The sequence below is a fragment of the Psychrobium sp. 1_MG-2023 genome (genome assembly GCF_030689115.1).
Classification (GTDB): domain Bacteria; phylum Pseudomonadota; class Gammaproteobacteria; order Enterobacterales; family Psychrobiaceae; genus Psychrobium.
Genome location: NZ_JAUYVJ010000008.1, coordinates 1 through 15,007 on the forward strand (window position 1 = coordinate 1; position 15,007 = coordinate 15,007).

The window sequence follows — 15,007 nt, forward strand, 5'->3', positions numbered from 1 at the left end:
GAGGTGCATAATACGCTTCCCAGTGTTGAAGTCAACACTTAATTTTACTTTATTTTAAAACACTTTTTAAAAAGTGATTTAAAACGTTTTAAACTAATCGTTTTCCTTCGCTAACTCGTGTTGCTAGTGCCTTTCAAGTTACCTCGACTCTTAGTGTCTTAGCGCTCTAGCAGTTGCTTCCCCGTGTCAGTGGATGCGCATTATAGGGATCTTCTGACACATGGCAAGGGCTTTTTTAAATTTATTTACCAAGTGTTCAAAAAGCCAGCAAAACAACATTAAAACCACATCAAATAGATTATTTAGCGCCGTTTTGCCCCCTTAGAGCGGAGCATAGCTTAAGCCTGCCAGGAAATATTTTTCAATATAAACATAATTAGTGACTGTAAGAATAAACATAATTAGTGACTGGAAGACGGTTTCTAGCATAAGTTAATACGGTAATAATTCATTCGGGTACATCGCTGTTCCCTGATTAAACAGTGCACAGGCCGCTAAAATAGTTACATTTCGCTCTTCTGCCAGTGCGATGATCTGCTGCGCAATAGTTTGTGCTTGTTGTTTATCACCAATAAACAACACAGCAGTATCTTGCTGATGGGTTATTTCTAGATCATAACCACCTTCTACTTGAATAACTCTATACGCTACTTTCATTCTCTCAAACCTATCGACATAAAAAAGCCCTGAATTGACAGGGCTTCTTAATTCTATGATGAGTTGTTTATTCGCTTATGCACTTGGACGCATATGTGGGAATAATAAAACATCGCGAATTGATGGTGCATCTGTGAATAACATCACTAGACGATCAATACCGATACCTTCACCTGCTGTTGGTGGTAGCCCGTACTCTAGTGCAGTGATGTAATCAGCATCATAGAACATCGCTTCGTCATCACCAGCATCTTTTTGTGCCACTTGCTCAAGGAAACGTTGATCTTGATCTTCAGCATCATTTAATTCTGAGAAACCGTTAGCGATTTCACGGCCACCAACAAAGAACTCAAAACGGTCAGTAATAAACGGATTATCATCATTACGACGTGCTAATGGTGATACTTCAGCTGGGTATTCCGTGATAAACGTCGGTTGCATTAGTTGATGCTCACCTGTTTCTTCAAATATCTCGATCTGTATTTTACCTAAGCCCCAGCTATCTTTAACTTCAATTCCTAAGCCTTTTGCAATCGCAGTGGCTTGTTCTAGATCATTTACTTGCTCTACAGTAGTGCCCGGTGTGTATTTTAAGATAGCTTCAACAACAGTCAAGCGATCAAACTTCTTACCAAAATCAAAATCATTACCTTGATAATGTACCGCAGACGTACCTTTAACGCTTATCGCTAGTTCACGTAACATGTCTTCAGTTAAATCCATCAACATGTTGTAATCCGCATAGCCCCAATAAAATTCAAGCATAGTGAATTCAGGGTTGTGACGGGTTGATAAACCTTCATTACGGAAACTACGGTTAATTTCAAATACATTTTCAAAACCACCGACGACTAAACGCTTTAAGTTTAATTCAGGTGCAATACGTAGATACATATCCATATCTAATGCATTGTGATGTGTTTTAAATGGACGAGCTGTCGCACCACCAGGAATGACTTGCATCATTGGTGTTTCAACTTCCATGAAGTTCTTTTGGGTTAAGTAATTACGGATAAACGCAACAATTTTTGAACGCGTTTTAAATACTTCACGAGACTTTTCGTTAGCGATTAGATCTAAGTAACGTTGACGGTAACAAGTCTCTTGATCTGATAAGCCGTGGAATTTATCTGGTAAAGGACGCAATGCTTTAGTCATCAAGCGTACTTCAGAACAGCGAATTGATAATTCACCCGATTTTGTTTTGAATAGGGTACCTTTAGCCGCGATGATATCGCCTAAGTCCCATTTTTTAAATTCGGTGTTATAGAAGCCTTCTGGTAATAAATCACGTGCCACATAAACCTGTATACGTGTACCCATATCTTGGATAGTAGCAAATGAAGCCTTACCCATAATACGACGAGTCATCATACGACCAGCCACTGCCACTTCTACATTAAGCTCTTCCAGCTCTTCTTTTTCTTTACCACCATAAGCGATATGCAAATCGTCAGAAACATCGGTACGACGAAAATCATTAGGGAAAGCTTGCCCTGCTTCACGCATTGCATTGAGCTTTTCACGACGCTGAGCTATCAGCTCATTTACGTCTACTACTTCAACTTCATTTTCAGGGCTGTTTTGGTCACTCATGGTAAGTGTGTTCCTGTTATTCAATATTTAAATATAATGTCTGTTAGTTGGCACTGATGCGCCATTGTCTTTAAGTCTGCTTGGGACTTATCACAAACCTGACTTCAGGCTTGCTTCGATAAATTTGTCGAGATCACCATCAAGAACTGCTCCCGTATTAGAGCTTTCAATTCCTGTACGTAAATCTTTAATTCGAGAAGCGTCTAAAACATAAGAGCGGATTTGACTACCCCAGCCTATGTCTGCTTTACCATCTTCTAGTACTTGCTTATCTTCATTTTGCTTATCAATTTCTAATTCATACAGCTTCGCTTTCAGCTGCTTCATGGCTGAGGCACGGTTCTTATGTTGTGAGCGATCACTTTGACACTGAACGACGGTATTGGTCGGTAAGTGCGTAATACGAATAGCCGAGTCAGTTTTATTAACGTGTTGTCCACCCGCGCCCGAGGCACGATAGGTATCTACCCGTAAATCAGCCGGGTTAATATCGATTTCAATGTCATCATCAATTTCAGGATAAACAAACGCTGAACAAAATGAGGTATGGCGACGTGAACTCGAATCAAACGGTGATTTGCGTACTAGGCGGTGAACCCCACTTTCAGTGCGCAGCCAACCGTGAGCATATTCACCAGCAAATTTAATGGTTGCGCCTTTTATTCCTGCGACATCACCTGCGGTCACTTCAACAAGCTCAACCTTAAAGCCTTTTGCTTCGCCCCAACGCAAATACATTCGGAGAACCATTTCGGCCCAATCTTGCGCTTCGGTACCGCCAGAGCCCGACTGAATATCCATATAGCAATCATTTTCATCATTCTTGCCACTAAACATTCGGCGAAATTCAAGCTTTTCTAATAGCAGTTCAAGGTCATTAAGTTCGCTTTGTGCTTCATCGAAGGTTTCTTGATCCTCAGCTTCAACAGCTAATTCAACCAACCCTTCAACATCTTCAAGGCCGCTTTCCATCGAGTCAATGGTATTCACAATAGCCTCTAAGCTTGCGCGTTCTTTACCCAAAGCTTGTGCACGCTCAGGTTCACTCCAAACAGCAGAGTCTTCCAGCTCACGAGTAACTTCGATTAAACGCTCACTATTATGCTCATAATCAAGATAATCTCTTAATACATCCGAGCGTTGGCGTAAATCATCAACTTTATTTTTAATAGGATTGATTTCGAACATTAAAGCAACTTTAAGGTTAAAGGTTAAAAAAAGCCGTCTATTCTAACTAAAAATCAGGCGAAGATATACCCACTGAACGGATAAATGTGAATATGGAGGGAGGTTGAATAGCTATTTTTCACCAATAAAAATGCCGCTTCTTAACAAGAAACGGCATTGGCTTTACCTAGCAAAACGTGGAATTAAAATTGTGCTTGAAGCTGAAGGCTAACTTGACGTTCCTTACCGTAGGTTTGACTATCGTATCCAGTGTCAGGGTACGTTAAGAATTCCTTATCTAATAAGTTGGTCGCAGTTAAATGGACTTGATAGTTATCCCATTGATATCCCGCCCTAGCATTAACTAAAGTTACCGCTGGCGTTTGTGCATCAAAGCGTTTATCTGTTTCAGGAACATTGCCAGTCCAAGGGTTATTTATCGTATTTGAGTCCGAACTATGATTAACATTAATATTACTAAACCAACCCTCTGCGTTTTGATAAGTTAAGCCCAAGTTGCCCGTCCACGTCGGAGCACCGGCAAAACTACGCCCACTTAAATCGAAGGTAGCGGTAGGTAACGTCACAACAAACTCTTCAAATTCAGTCTTAGCATAGCCAACACCAGCAGAAATACGTAACTCATCATTAAATTGATAGAACAGTTCAGTATCAAAACCTTTAACCGTCGAAGAACCAGCATTCTTTGTTTCAGAGTCAAATCGATTGGTCCCTAGCTGAACATTAACTTGTTGATCCTTCCAATCCAGATAAAACACGTTAGCATTAGCACTTAAACTCCCATCAAGCCATACCGATCGGAATGACGCTTCATAATTCCACGTATATTCAGGATCATAAGTATAGCGTGTCGATTTTGCAGTATTAGTTCCCACACCGCCCGAACGGTAACCTTTTTGGACAATAAAACTGGTGGTTATATCATCGTTCCAATGATAACTAACCCCAAGTTTTGGTAAAAAGGCATTAAACGTTTCTTTAGCTAAAGGTTCTTGCTGTGATGCGGCGGCAGCCATGGCAAATAACTGTGCATTGAGCCCTGTTAGGATCTGCTTTGTTGTTGGATCGACATTTAGCTCACTCGGCGTTGGCAACTTATCTTTATTACTAACGACAACATTAGTATGTCCCTCAACTTCTTGACGTTCACGGTCAAAACGTAAACCTGCGATTAGATCCCATTGTTCTGTTAGCCGGACTGTCGCATCAGCAAAAAGGGCAACATTACTAACAATGTTGTCACTCTCTCCTTGTACATTAAGTACAGCAGGATCAAAACCCTCGTAGAAAGATAGAATATGCGAGGCATAACTCTCAGGCAAACCCAAACCACCAAACTCTGCAGGAGCAACTAATAGCTTTGGCACGCCTAACTGCTTCAAGCTAGAGGAACGTTCTCCACTGCTTTGATCATCGACTTGTAAGTCTGAGAAATATGCACCAACGACAGCAGAAATCGAGTCATCCTGATACACAAAACGAACCTCTTGGCTTAATGTATCATCATCACGGTCACCATTTAATTTACCGATAGGCTCAGCCGTGCCATCACCGTCCCACTGATATGAATAGTTCGATAATGTATAGCTAGTGACCGCATTCAAATACCAATAATCATTAATTTCGTATTCAAGCTCTAGGTTGTAGAGGTGATTCTCTGTTGTTAATTCAGTAGCAACATCATCTATATCATAACGATTTTTAATTGTTTCAGTTGAAATAGTGCTAGTTGCAGGGGAGCCTTGGAAAGTTTCACTATAGGTATAACCCAATTGTGCCGAAAAACCTGGAAGGCTCTCTGGTTCGTATAAAAATTTTAACCGATAGGTCTCATTTTCTTGTGGGTAACTGTCTTCTTGACGAGTAATATTATAGTTCGTGCCATCTTCAGAGGCTTTTTCAGCACTAAAACGAAATGCCACTTCATTAGAGACGAGTTCGTCGCCACCAGCAAACGCTATGCCTTGTTTTCCTTGTTCACCAACGGTTAGTCTTAATTTAGCTTCAGGTTCATAAGCAGGACGTTCAGTTTTCATCACGACAGCACCGGCTAGTGCGTTGCGCCCCTGTAAAGTCGACTGAGGACCACGTAATAATTCAACTTGACTGACATCCCAAGTCGAGAAGCCGCCCTCTTGGATCATTCGACGTGGTAATGCCGCGCCATCGACATAAACACTCGCCAAGTAACTGTTGCCGCCACCCGACACATTGAAGGCATCAATCCCACGAATACTAAAGCCACCCTCTTCCAAACTGCCAGAAACATTAGCAGAGCGCTCTATCACATTATAAAAAGTTTCAATGTTTTGCTCTTCCATCTGCTTCTTAGTCACCACGACAACACTGGTCGCAGTTTCTTGAATCGTGCGATCGATCTTTTGACCAGTCACAATAATTTTTTCAATCTTGCTATCCGTTTGCTCCGCAGAAAAAGCAGCTGCCTGCCCAGAAAAACCACTAAAAATAGCTAATTGTATCGCACCAACCAAATAACGAACCTTCATAACACCTCAACATAAATACGAATGATAACAATTACCATCAAGTAAAATTCGGAGGGATTATACAAATAAAAATCAGTTAAGCAAGGAAAATAATGAGAAGAAAAAACACTCAATAATTGACATTTGTTATAGCAATTAAATAGATAACAAACTAAACTACACGCAATTACAAATCATTACCATTTGCATTACGTATGAATATAGTACTCTTTTTATCTTTGTTAACATTGTGGACGGGTAGTCTAGCTGCCTATTTATCGAGTAATAAGCAACAGGTTTTAGTTAATCCTGCAGCCAAAGTAGTGACCTGGCCCGTGTTTATTATCTCCTTTGTTGTCAGTAGTTATTTACTGATGGGAACTTACTCCCCTACTGCCTCTATTCTCTTGTGCTTGAGTCTAGTCATGCTGTTCTGGATTAGCGTTGTACTGACTTTAGGCCATATCAAATTGAAAGTCGCTCATTTGTATTGCCATGGCTTAATCATCCTGCTGTTCATCTCATTACTCGGAGCATAACTATGTGGCCTAAAACATTAATCGCAATCTTCGTAGGTTGCATTGTCTCTATTTCATTGATGTTAAACATTAACTACTTAATGCCTTTCGCCATTGATACCCGTTTGTTCATCGGACTACTATGCGCTTTCCCCATTTGGGTAGGGGTGATGACATGGTGCTATGCCAGTGAATCTGCAAAACAAGCATTAAAACGATGCGCTATCTTACTTGTCCCTTCAGTAGCAATGAATGCTTTATTTCTGGTGTAACGATGTTAAGTAAACAATTAATTAAAAATCTCACTGAAGCCCATAGTTGGATTGGCCTAATCATTTCTAGCTTATTGTTTATCGTATTTTTTGCTGGCTCGATTGCGTTGTTTCGCAGTGAAATAAATTTGTGGTCAATGCAGCCTCATTTTGACGTTCACCATAAAGATCAGCAACAGGTAAGCGTTGATACAATACTTGATAATGCGTTAGCGGGGCGTGATTACGATGGAAAAGAACACATCACCTTAGTCATGCCGCAGCCGCATTCTCCTTTTTATCGGGCCTATATCGATATAAAAGATCGACCACAAGAGCCACACTATGACAGTTTGTTATTAGATCCCGTGACAGGCAAAGTGATTAGTGAAGGAGATAAGTTTCAATTAGCCAACTTTATATACCAATTACACTACGATCTAAACTTGCCATGGGGCTTATATATTGTTGGTTTTATCACCCTGTTTTTCTTTTTTGCCCTAATATCTGGCATATTTATCCATGCACGAAAGTTTATCGCCAACTTCTTTCAATATCGCAATGGCGAACATAAACGCACGCAACTATTAGATATGCATAATGTGGTCGGGGTTATCAGCATTCCATTTACCGTCATGTATGCAATTACTGGCTTAATCTTTAACTTAGTCATTATTTACCAAATAGCCTTTGCGTTACTTCTCTATAAAGGTGATCAAGATGCACTCTTGAATGATGCAGGGATAGTCCAAATCGCACCAGAGTGGCAAGACAAACCCGTGTCAAGAGCCAATCTAGCGCAGCTAGTGTCAAATCTTGAAACAAAATATCAATTACAACCAGAACGTATTCGATTTTATAACTACGGTGATGCCAGTGGTGTTATCGAAGTCCGTGCTAATAGTGAAAAAGAGTTTGGCTATCAATATACGACAACCCACTCTTTTGCTGATGGGCACACTCTAACGGTTCATGATGACAGCAACCCAAATACACTGGTTCTGGGACTGGACACACTCAAGAAACTGCATTATGCAAACTTTGCCAATGTAGATTTGCGCGTAATCTATTTCATTCTAGGTCTGGCTGTTTGCGCCCTGATTGTCACTGGCAACTTATTATGGATAGAGAAACAACAAAAACGACGCCATCATTCAGCGCGAGCAATTTCAATGGCTCGCTACGTCACCAATGTTGGCAGCGTCGGGATTGTCGTGGCAACCAGTGTTGCATTTATGAGTGAGCGCTTGGTTCCTATTAATATAGTTGAGCGTATGGATATTATTATTTTGTGCTTTTATTTAGGGTTATTAGTCAGTGCTGTGGCATTTTTATTACCTAAAAACCAGGAAAAATCGAGACAGCTCATTGCTATTCAGCTAAACCTAAGTGCCGTTGTACTCATAAGTACCGTCATCTTGGACTGGGTATTGTTTCAAAACAAAATTGTCGCCTTATCGCAGGCAGGGTATCAACAAACAATCGGCGTAGAAATCGGCTTATTGCTTAGTGCTGTGGTATTAGCCCTAACTGCTCGCCGCTTTCAAGCGCCCAAGCCCTTCGTTGAGCAAACAAGTGAAGCCGCTTCGACAGCCCAGTCTCTCACCAGAGGCTAAAAAAATAGGGCAGTGATGTAACCATCACTGCCCTTTTATCATCTATAGCCATTAGTGTGGCGTAATATGCTCAACCATCAATTGCAAACTTTGCTGGTTTCTAAACTCATTAACATCAAGCTTATATGCAACCTCTGCCCATTCGATATTTGGATTTGGCCACACTTGCGTATCAACGTTAAACGCGATAGCGTCAACCACGAGGTTAGAACCTTCCGGCTCTAACACCAGCTTTAAATGCTTCTCACCGACTATTCGCTGTTGAATCACGCGAAACTTGCCATCAAAGCACGGCTCAGGAAAACCTTGCCCCCATGGGCCTGCATGACGTAACTGAGTCGCAAGCTCTAAATTAAACTCGCCAGCGCTTAGTTCACCATCTGATAATATCTTACCACTGAGCTGATCGCTGGTGAGCGTTTGTGCGGCTAATTGCTCAAAAAGCTCAGCAAACCGAGAAAAATCACTTTCTTTAATTGAGAGGCCAGCCGCCATTGCATGGCCACCAAACTTTAGAATTAACCCCGGTTCCAATGTATTAATGCGCTCGAGTAAGTCACGTAAATGTAACCCTTCAATAGAACGGCCAGAGCCTTTGAGCTCTCCATCGCCACTATCGGCAAACACAATAACAGGACGGTGAAACTTTTCTTTAATTCTTGAGGCGACAATCCCACTCACTCCTTGATGCCATTCAGGGTGAAATAATGCAAATGCATAAGGGATATCCCCTTCCCCTTGGCTAAATGGCAGTTGCTCAATAATTTTCAGCGCCTCTTGCTGCATGCCCGCTTCAATGGCACGTCGATCTTTATTAAAACCATCTAGCTCTGCAGCAATTTCTTTCGCATGATTAGGGTTATCAGTCACTAAACATTCGATACCCAGCGACATATCATCTAAGCGTCCGGCGGCATTAAGCCTTGGGCCGATGGCAAAGCCCATGTCACTAGCCACACAGCGGCTGATATTACGATTCGCGATTTCCAATAACGCTTGAATACCGACACGTGAACGACCAGCTCTGATCCGTGTAATTCCCTGCTCAACCAAGATACGATTATTACTATCAAGCGGCACCACATCGGCCACAGTACCCAACGCCACAATATCGAGAAACTCAGCCATATTTGGCTCAGGTATATTCATCTGGGCAAAATAGTTTTGCTGACGCATTAATGCACGCAGTGCCAACATCACGTAAAACGCGACACCAACCCCCGCCAGGTTTTTACTCAAAAATGAGCAGTCAGGTTGATTCGGGTTCACGATTGCATCAGCTTGTGGCAGTTGCTGACCCGCAAGGTGATGATCGGTAACAACTACTTTTATTCCTAATGCTTGCGCCCGCGCAACCCCATCGATAGACGAGATCCCATTATCCACCGTCATAATCAACTGCGTGCCTTGCTGATGGGCAATATCAACAATCGGGGTTGACAGACCATAACCAAAATCGAAGCGATTAGGCACAATGTAATCAACATTAGTAGCACCAAAACGACGTAATGTTAGCAATGACAAAGCGGTAGATGTCGCGCCATCAGCATCAAAGTCACCAACAATAGTGATTTTGTTATTAGACTTAATGGCTTCAAATAGCAGTTGAGCGGCTTTATCGCTATCTTTTAGAGTATTGGGATTAAGTAAGTTTTTGAGTTGGTACTCAAGCTCACTCGCTTGAGAGATCCCCCTTGCGGCATAAACTCGCTGCAATAATGGCTGCGAAATAAAATGAAGATGAGAACAGTCTCCTGCCTTACGGCGCTCAATGATAGGAGTCACAACAAAACCTTACAAATAAAAATAAAGCCATAGAATAACACGCATCACAAATGATCAGGCAAAGAAGTAGCAAAGCGTGATCAATAAACAAGGAAGCCATTGATTACAACGACTAACTTGACTAAGATCGAGGGTTAATAATGTTCGTAATCAAAAACAACATGCGTCTCTTTGCTGATCAAGGATCTCTTTAATGAACCCTAGTTTATATTTTATTTATGACTCACACTGCCCTTGGAGTTATGCTTGTACACCTTTAGTTATTCAACTGGAACAAGCATTCCCAGACTTGCAAATTTACGCGTGGCATTGTGCGCACTATGATGGCAGAGATCACTTATCAGCGAAGCAACTAAGCGCTATTACAGATCAAAGTACTGTCACCTTTGGCCAATCTTACCAAGCACAAGCCAATCAAACAAAAGACGCAACCCTAAGCGCGAACTTTTTAGCTTGGATTCAGCACAAGCAACCAAACAAGTTACTACCTGCACTAACGCAATTACAACAATTACACTTTGGCTCAGGCGTGGAATTTACTCAGGCAAGTGACTTCGATCCAATTATCGAACAGCTTAAGTTATCGCCATCTGCTAAGATATTTAAAGATAAACTAAACAACCAAGCACAAGACACTTTATCCGATGTAACTGAATTGCAAGATTTTATTGGCACAACATCATTTCCAGCATTACTATTACTAACGGGTGATAAAGGTGTATTATTAAACCATGCGTTATATCTAAAGCAGCCCGCAACGATTATAGATGCGGTTAAGCAAGAACTGACCTAATTACAAACTGCCCCATAATAATCAACAAGCTTAATAGGTGACGATAATGGAATATCATGACTTATCTTTCGGGAAAATTTTTATTATTAATGACGACCTTGCCGAGGTCGTTGTGGATGGTGGTATCGAGATAACAACAACCATGGTTAGCGAATTTCATGGTTATTTACTTGCTCGTTTTCAACATCCTTTTGGTTTACTCATCAATAAGACCAATGCCTACTCCACGGAGTTTAATGCCCAAACCCAGTGTGGCACTCTTAAGCAAATAAAACGTATTGCTATTTACGCCCCAACTAACATGGCAACACTCAGTGCCAACTTTATGGCTTCAGTCCCTAGAGATGTCAACATACCTATTAAAGTATTCAATAATAGAGATGACGCACTGCATTGGTTAGATCCACTAGCCTTACCAGTAGCCAATCATTATAATTAAGCTTAATTTAATGCATAACGTCAAATCAGAATTATGATAAAAATAGATTTTTCACAGCAAAACAGAGATGCCGCTAACTCATTTCATCAACAACGTAACATCATCAAGAAAGTATGCCGTGGTGAAAAAGTTAACTGTGAGCACTGCCAACAAGTATTAACACTAACCCCGCCAGTAGAAGGCGTCGCTTACATCAGTTGCCAAAAAGGATGTACGAAAGTAGAGTTAGAGTTAGACAGCTAAAAAGAGAGCCTTTTGGCTCTCTTCTTTTATTAACTTTTTAATACTTCTAATAACTTCGCAGGCGGTTGATAACCTGGGATAAGTGTACCATCATCAAGGACAATCGCTGGTGTACCTGTCACGCCAAATTCGACACCTAACTGATAATGATCGGGAATTCGGTTCGGGCATACCGATTGAGCAATCTCAGTGCCAGACTTTAAATCATCCATAGCTTTACGTTGATCACTACTACACCATAATGATTCCATTGATGCCCACGTTTTAGAATCCTGCCCACCTCTAGGGTAAGCCATATAACGCACCGTAATACCTAAATCATTATATTGCTGCATTTGAGAATGGAGGCGGCGACAATAACCACAATCCACATCGGTAAATACAGTTACTGTATATTGTTCGTCTTTTGCTGGGTAAACAATCATTGAGCTAGCATAGCTTTCTAATTTAGCATTGCGCATCTTGGCCATAGCCCCTTCAGTTAAATTTGTAAAACCATTAACTGTATCGAAGATATTACCGCGCATAATGTAACGACCATCTTGTGAGCTATAAAAAATACCTCGGTCAGTCATTACCTCGAATAAACCATCAATCGGCATTGGTTTGACTGAGCTAACGGATAAGCCCAACTTCGCCGTTAGCATCGTTTTAAGCTTATTTGAAGAGTCTGCGTTCGCTAATGCTCCAAATGATAATGTTGCAATAAGCCCCGTGACTAATAATGATTTAACTAATTTCATTTTCATTCTCAATTTTTTGTCTAATAAATGATTGTAACACTTACTTAAAAAATCATCTCGTGTTCTATAAGACCGTATTAGCCCATTTAAATTTCATTACACAGGCCAATTGTTATTTTTTTAATCGATAAACTGAATATTAACTCGCGACGTGAGCTGTAAAATAAGCTCATAACAGATGGTGTCAGCATATTGAGCCACCTCCTCAACAGGCAGTTCAGCCCCCCATAAAGTGACATCATCGCCACATCTAACTTGATGCTGCAGGCCAATATCAACGGTAATCATATCCATCGATACACGACCGACAATCGGAAATCGCTGACCATTAATGAGTACAGGAGTGCCTGTTTTCGCATGCCGAGGATAACCGTCGCCATACCCAATAGCGACAACAGCTAACGTTGTATCTTGCGTGGTAGACCAACTCGAACCGTAACCTACTTTCTCGCCCGCCTGTAATGACTTTATAGCAATTACACTTGAGGTTAATGTCATCGCAGGCTCAAAGCCATCTTGTTTTCCGGTGCGATTGATCATCGGAGAACAGCCATAAAGTAATAATCCAGGTCTAATCCAATCAGCATGGGTTTGTGGCCAGGCTAAAATAGCTGCGGAATTTGCCAAGGTAAGTTCGCCTACCTGCCCATCAACCAATTGATAAAATTGTTCTGCTTGCTGCTGAGTAAAAGGGTTATTAAGGTCGTCCGCACAAGCAAAATGCGTCATATAGTTGAAGGGTTGAGCAATATAATCGATATTTTTTAATCGACGAATAATATCTTCAAACTCACGCGCATGGATCCCCAAACGGTTCATCCCTGTGTCAACTTTTAACCACACATTAAGCTGACCGGATAAGCTGATCTGCTCAAGCATTTCTACCTGTTCAAGGCTATGAATGACTGTTTGTAAATTATTTGTCAGTAAAATTTCTATATCGGATAGCTGAAAAAAACCTTCAAGTAGTAAAATAGGTTTAACAACACCACCAGCTCGTAAGGCTAATGCTTCTTCAAGCCTCGCCACACCAATGGCATCGGTGTCAGTTAAAATATTAGCCATTTCTAGTAAGCCATGCCCGTAAGCATTAGCCTTAAGCACAGAAATAATTTTACTATGCGGTGCTAAAGAGTTTATACGATTAAAATTATGTAACACTGCCTTGCGGCTAATTAGCGCATTAACAGTACTCATATTAACCCTTAATACTCATCATCAAATGAGGGGCCAGCATAGTTATCAAATCGAGAAAACTGACCTTGGAAGGTTAGACGACATTTACCAATAGGTCCGTTACGCTGCTTACCGATAATAATTTCGGCCGTGCCTTTGTCTTGACTATCATCGTTATAAACCTCATCACGATAAATGAACATGATTAAATCAGCATCCTGCTCAATCGATCCTGATTCACGAAGATCTGAGTTAATCGGGCGTTTGTCCGCACGTTGCTCTAGACCACGATTTAACTGTGATAATGCTACAACCGGGCATTGTAATTCTTTCGCTAGGGCTTTTAATGAACGTGAAATTTCGGCAATTTCTAAAGTACGATTATCAGCGAGTGCTGGGACTTGCATTAACTGCAAGTAATCAATCATAATCATTGATACACCGCCATGCTCACGTGCGATACGACGCGCTCTTGAACGAACCTCGGTTGGTGTTAGACCCGACGAATCATCAATATACATCTTACCTTGCTCAAGTAAAATGCCCATCGTCGATGATACGCGTGCCCAATCGTCATCCTCTAATTGACCTGTACGTACTTTAGTTTGGTCAACTCGCCCTAGCGATGCCAGCATTCTCATCATGATCGATTCAGAGGGCATTTCTAGAGAGAAAATAATCACAGGCTTATCTTCATTCATCGCTGCATATTCAGCTAAATTCATCGCAAACGTTGTTTTACCCATCGATGGACGAGCCGCAACGATAATCAAATCCGATGGCTGCATACCCGCCGTCATCTTATCGAGGTCACCGTAACCCGTTGAAACCCCCGTAACACCATCATGCGGGTTATTATAAAGCTCTTCAATTTTATCAATAGTACTACCCAAGATTTGCTTAATATCTTGCGGGCCTTCTGAGGCATTAGTGCGCTTTTCAGCAATCTTAAATACTTTACCCTCGGCAAAGTCTAATAGTTGAGCACTATCACGCCCTTCTGGTTCAAAACCAGCTTCAGCAATTTCATTCGCAACGCCAATCATATCCCGCACCACCGCACGTTCTCGTACGATATTGGCGTAAGCTGAAATATTCGCTGCACTAGGCGTGTTTTTTGCCATCTCACCGATATAGGCAAAACCACCAACCGACTCAAGCTCATTCTCACGCTCAAGCGCTTCAGATAAAGTCACTAGATCAATCGGATTACCACTTTCGACCAAGTCATGCATATAACGGAAAATAATGCGGTGGTCTTTCCGGTAGAAATCATCGGCAACTACAAGTTCCGATACCCGATCCCATGACTCATTATCAAGCATCAAACCACCAAGCACAGACTGCTCAGCTTCTAATGAGTGTGGTGGAACTTTTAACGCCTCGACTTGCGTATCGGGTTTAAACGGTTTCTTATTTTTAGATTTGAACTGCTGTTGTTGCGCCATGGGAGAATATTACCAAAAGTCTAATGATGCCATTATCTAACACTGGCTAATTTTATCAACGACTCTTT

General features: G+C 41.3%; 14 protein-coding genes. 6 read left to right on the forward strand and 8 right to left on the reverse strand.

The window, feature by feature from the left end:
- Window positions 1-432: 432 nt before the first annotated feature.
- The 4 genes from Q8W26_RS05700 to Q8W26_RS05715 form a co-directional block, all read right to left on the reverse strand.
- Window positions 433-657 (reverse strand): hypothetical protein, encoded by a 225-nt coding sequence (locus Q8W26_RS05700; protein WP_101214236.1) that lies wholly within the window; start codon window positions 655-657, stop codon window positions 433-435.
- Between the two features lie 75 nt (window positions 658-732).
- Window positions 733-2,253 carry a lysine--tRNA ligase gene (gene lysS, locus Q8W26_RS05705; protein ID WP_101214237.1) on the reverse strand — a complete coding sequence of 507 codons (1,521 nt, stop codon included), beginning with the start codon at window positions 2,251-2,253 and terminating at the stop codon, window positions 733-735.
- A gap of 90 nt (window positions 2,254-2,343) precedes the next feature.
- A complete protein-coding gene (gene prfB / locus Q8W26_RS05710) occupies window positions 2,344-3,441 on the reverse strand; it encodes a peptide chain release factor 2 (RefSeq protein ID WP_101214238.1) in 1,098 nt (365 codons plus the stop codon).
- A gap of 182 nt (window positions 3,442-3,623) precedes the next feature.
- Window positions 3,624-5,948 carry a TonB-dependent receptor gene (locus Q8W26_RS05715; RefSeq protein WP_101214239.1) on the reverse strand — a complete coding sequence of 775 codons (2,325 nt, stop codon included), beginning with the start codon at window positions 5,946-5,948 and terminating at the stop codon, window positions 3,624-3,626.
- Between the two features lie 194 nt (window positions 5,949-6,142).
- Here Q8W26_RS05715 and Q8W26_RS05720 point away from each other — a divergent pair, with 194 nt between their 5' ends.
- From Q8W26_RS05720 to Q8W26_RS05730, 3 genes are read left to right on the forward strand one after another with little or no spacing between them, the layout of a single operon-like run.
- Entirely contained in the window at window positions 6,143-6,466 is a 324-nt protein-coding gene (locus tag Q8W26_RS05720) for a hypothetical protein (protein ID WP_305472686.1), read from the forward strand.
- Between the two features lie 2 nt (window positions 6,467-6,468).
- Window positions 6,469-6,717 carry a hypothetical protein gene (locus tag Q8W26_RS05725; RefSeq protein ID WP_101214240.1) on the forward strand — a complete coding sequence of 83 codons (249 nt, stop codon included), beginning with the start codon at window positions 6,469-6,471 and terminating at the stop codon, window positions 6,715-6,717.
- Between the two features lie 2 nt (window positions 6,718-6,719).
- The gene (locus Q8W26_RS05730; RefSeq protein WP_305472687.1) at window positions 6,720-8,312 is read left to right on the forward strand and encodes a PepSY domain-containing protein; all 1,593 of its coding nucleotides are present in this window, start codon (window positions 6,720-6,722) and stop codon (window positions 8,310-8,312) included.
- Window positions 8,313-8,363: 51 nt separating this feature from the next.
- On the opposite strand, the gene recJ is transcribed toward Q8W26_RS05730, so the two are convergent.
- Entirely contained in the window at window positions 8,364-10,097 is a 1,734-nt protein-coding gene (gene recJ / locus Q8W26_RS05735; protein ID WP_101214242.1) for a single-stranded-DNA-specific exonuclease RecJ, read from the reverse strand.
- A 193-nt stretch (window positions 10,098-10,290) separates the two neighbouring features.
- Here recJ and Q8W26_RS05740 point away from each other — a divergent pair, with 193 nt between their 5' ends.
- Genes Q8W26_RS05740 through Q8W26_RS05750 form a run of 3 tightly spaced genes read left to right on the forward strand, consistent with a single transcriptional unit; the run spans window position 10,291 to window position 11,572 of the window.
- Window positions 10,291-10,890, forward strand: a complete 600-nt coding sequence (locus tag Q8W26_RS05740; RefSeq protein WP_101214243.1) for a protein-disulfide isomerase — start codon at window positions 10,291-10,293, stop codon at window positions 10,888-10,890.
- Between the two features lie 46 nt (window positions 10,891-10,936).
- Complete coding sequence (locus tag Q8W26_RS05745; RefSeq protein WP_101214244.1) at window positions 10,937-11,329, forward strand: STAS/SEC14 domain-containing protein; 393 nt, start codon at window positions 10,937-10,939, stop codon at window positions 11,327-11,329.
- A gap of 33 nt (window positions 11,330-11,362) precedes the next feature.
- Window positions 11,363-11,572 (forward strand): hypothetical protein, encoded by a 210-nt coding sequence (locus Q8W26_RS05750; protein ID WP_101214245.1) that lies wholly within the window; start codon window positions 11,363-11,365, stop codon window positions 11,570-11,572.
- 29 nt (window positions 11,573-11,601) lie between these two features.
- Here the strand turns inward: Q8W26_RS05750 and dsbC are convergent, their stop codons facing one another.
- The 3 genes from dsbC to dnaB all read right to left on the reverse strand — a co-directional run bounded on the left by dsbC (window position 11,602) and on the right by dnaB (window position 14,939).
- Entirely contained in the window at window positions 11,602-12,315 is a 714-nt protein-coding gene (gene dsbC / locus Q8W26_RS05755) for a bifunctional protein-disulfide isomerase/oxidoreductase DsbC (protein WP_101214246.1), read from the reverse strand.
- Window positions 12,316-12,435: 120 nt separating this feature from the next.
- Window positions 12,436-13,512: an alanine racemase gene (alr, locus tag Q8W26_RS05760; RefSeq protein WP_101214247.1), complete on the reverse strand. Its 1,077-nt coding sequence runs from the start codon at window positions 13,510-13,512 to the stop codon at window positions 12,436-12,438.
- Between the two features lie 8 nt (window positions 13,513-13,520).
- A complete protein-coding gene (gene dnaB, locus Q8W26_RS05765; RefSeq protein ID WP_101214248.1) occupies window positions 13,521-14,939 on the reverse strand; it encodes a replicative DNA helicase in 1,419 nt (472 codons plus the stop codon).
- Between the last annotated feature and the right edge of the window lie 68 nt (window positions 14,940-15,007).

Excerpts from the sequence above, each read along its gene's own strand:
- Q8W26_RS05745 (WP_101214244.1), top strand. The coding sequence starts at position 10,937 with ATGGAATATCATGACTTATCTTTCGGGAAAATTTTTATTATTAATGAC.
- alr (WP_101214247.1), bottom strand. The coding sequence starts at position 13,512 with ATGAGTACTGTTAATGCGCTAATTAGCCGCAAGGCAGTGTTACATAAT.
- Q8W26_RS05720 (WP_305472686.1), top strand. The coding sequence starts at position 6,143 with ATGAATATAGTACTCTTTTTATCTTTGTTAACATTGTGGACGGGTAGT.
- lysS (WP_101214237.1), bottom strand. The coding sequence starts at position 2,253 with ATGAGTGACCAAAACAGCCCTGAAAATGAAGTTGAAGTAGTAGACGTA.
- Q8W26_RS05740 (WP_101214243.1), top strand. The coding sequence starts at position 10,291 with ATGAACCCTAGTTTATATTTTATTTATGACTCACACTGCCCTTGGAGT.
- Q8W26_RS05750 (WP_101214245.1), top strand. The coding sequence starts at position 11,363 with ATGATAAAAATAGATTTTTCACAGCAAAACAGAGATGCCGCTAACTCA.
- Q8W26_RS05725 (WP_101214240.1), top strand. The coding sequence starts at position 6,469 with ATGTGGCCTAAAACATTAATCGCAATCTTCGTAGGTTGCATTGTCTCT.
- Q8W26_RS05715 (WP_101214239.1), bottom strand. The coding sequence starts at position 5,948 with ATGAAGGTTCGTTATTTGGTTGGTGCGATACAATTAGCTATTTTTAGT.
- dsbC (WP_101214246.1), bottom strand. The coding sequence starts at position 12,315 with ATGAAATTAGTTAAATCATTATTAGTCACGGGGCTTATTGCAACATTA.
- prfB (WP_101214238.1), bottom strand. The coding sequence starts at position 3,441 with ATGTTCGAAATCAATCCTATTAAAAATAAAGTTGATGATTTACGCCAA.
- Q8W26_RS05700 (WP_101214236.1), bottom strand. The coding sequence starts at position 657 with ATGAAAGTAGCGTATAGAGTTATTCAAGTAGAAGGTGGTTATGATCTA.
- dnaB (WP_101214248.1), bottom strand. The coding sequence starts at position 14,939 with ATGGCGCAACAACAGCAGTTCAAATCTAAAAATAAGAAACCGTTTAAA.
- Q8W26_RS05730 (WP_305472687.1), top strand. The coding sequence starts at position 6,720 with ATGTTAAGTAAACAATTAATTAAAAATCTCACTGAAGCCCATAGTTGG.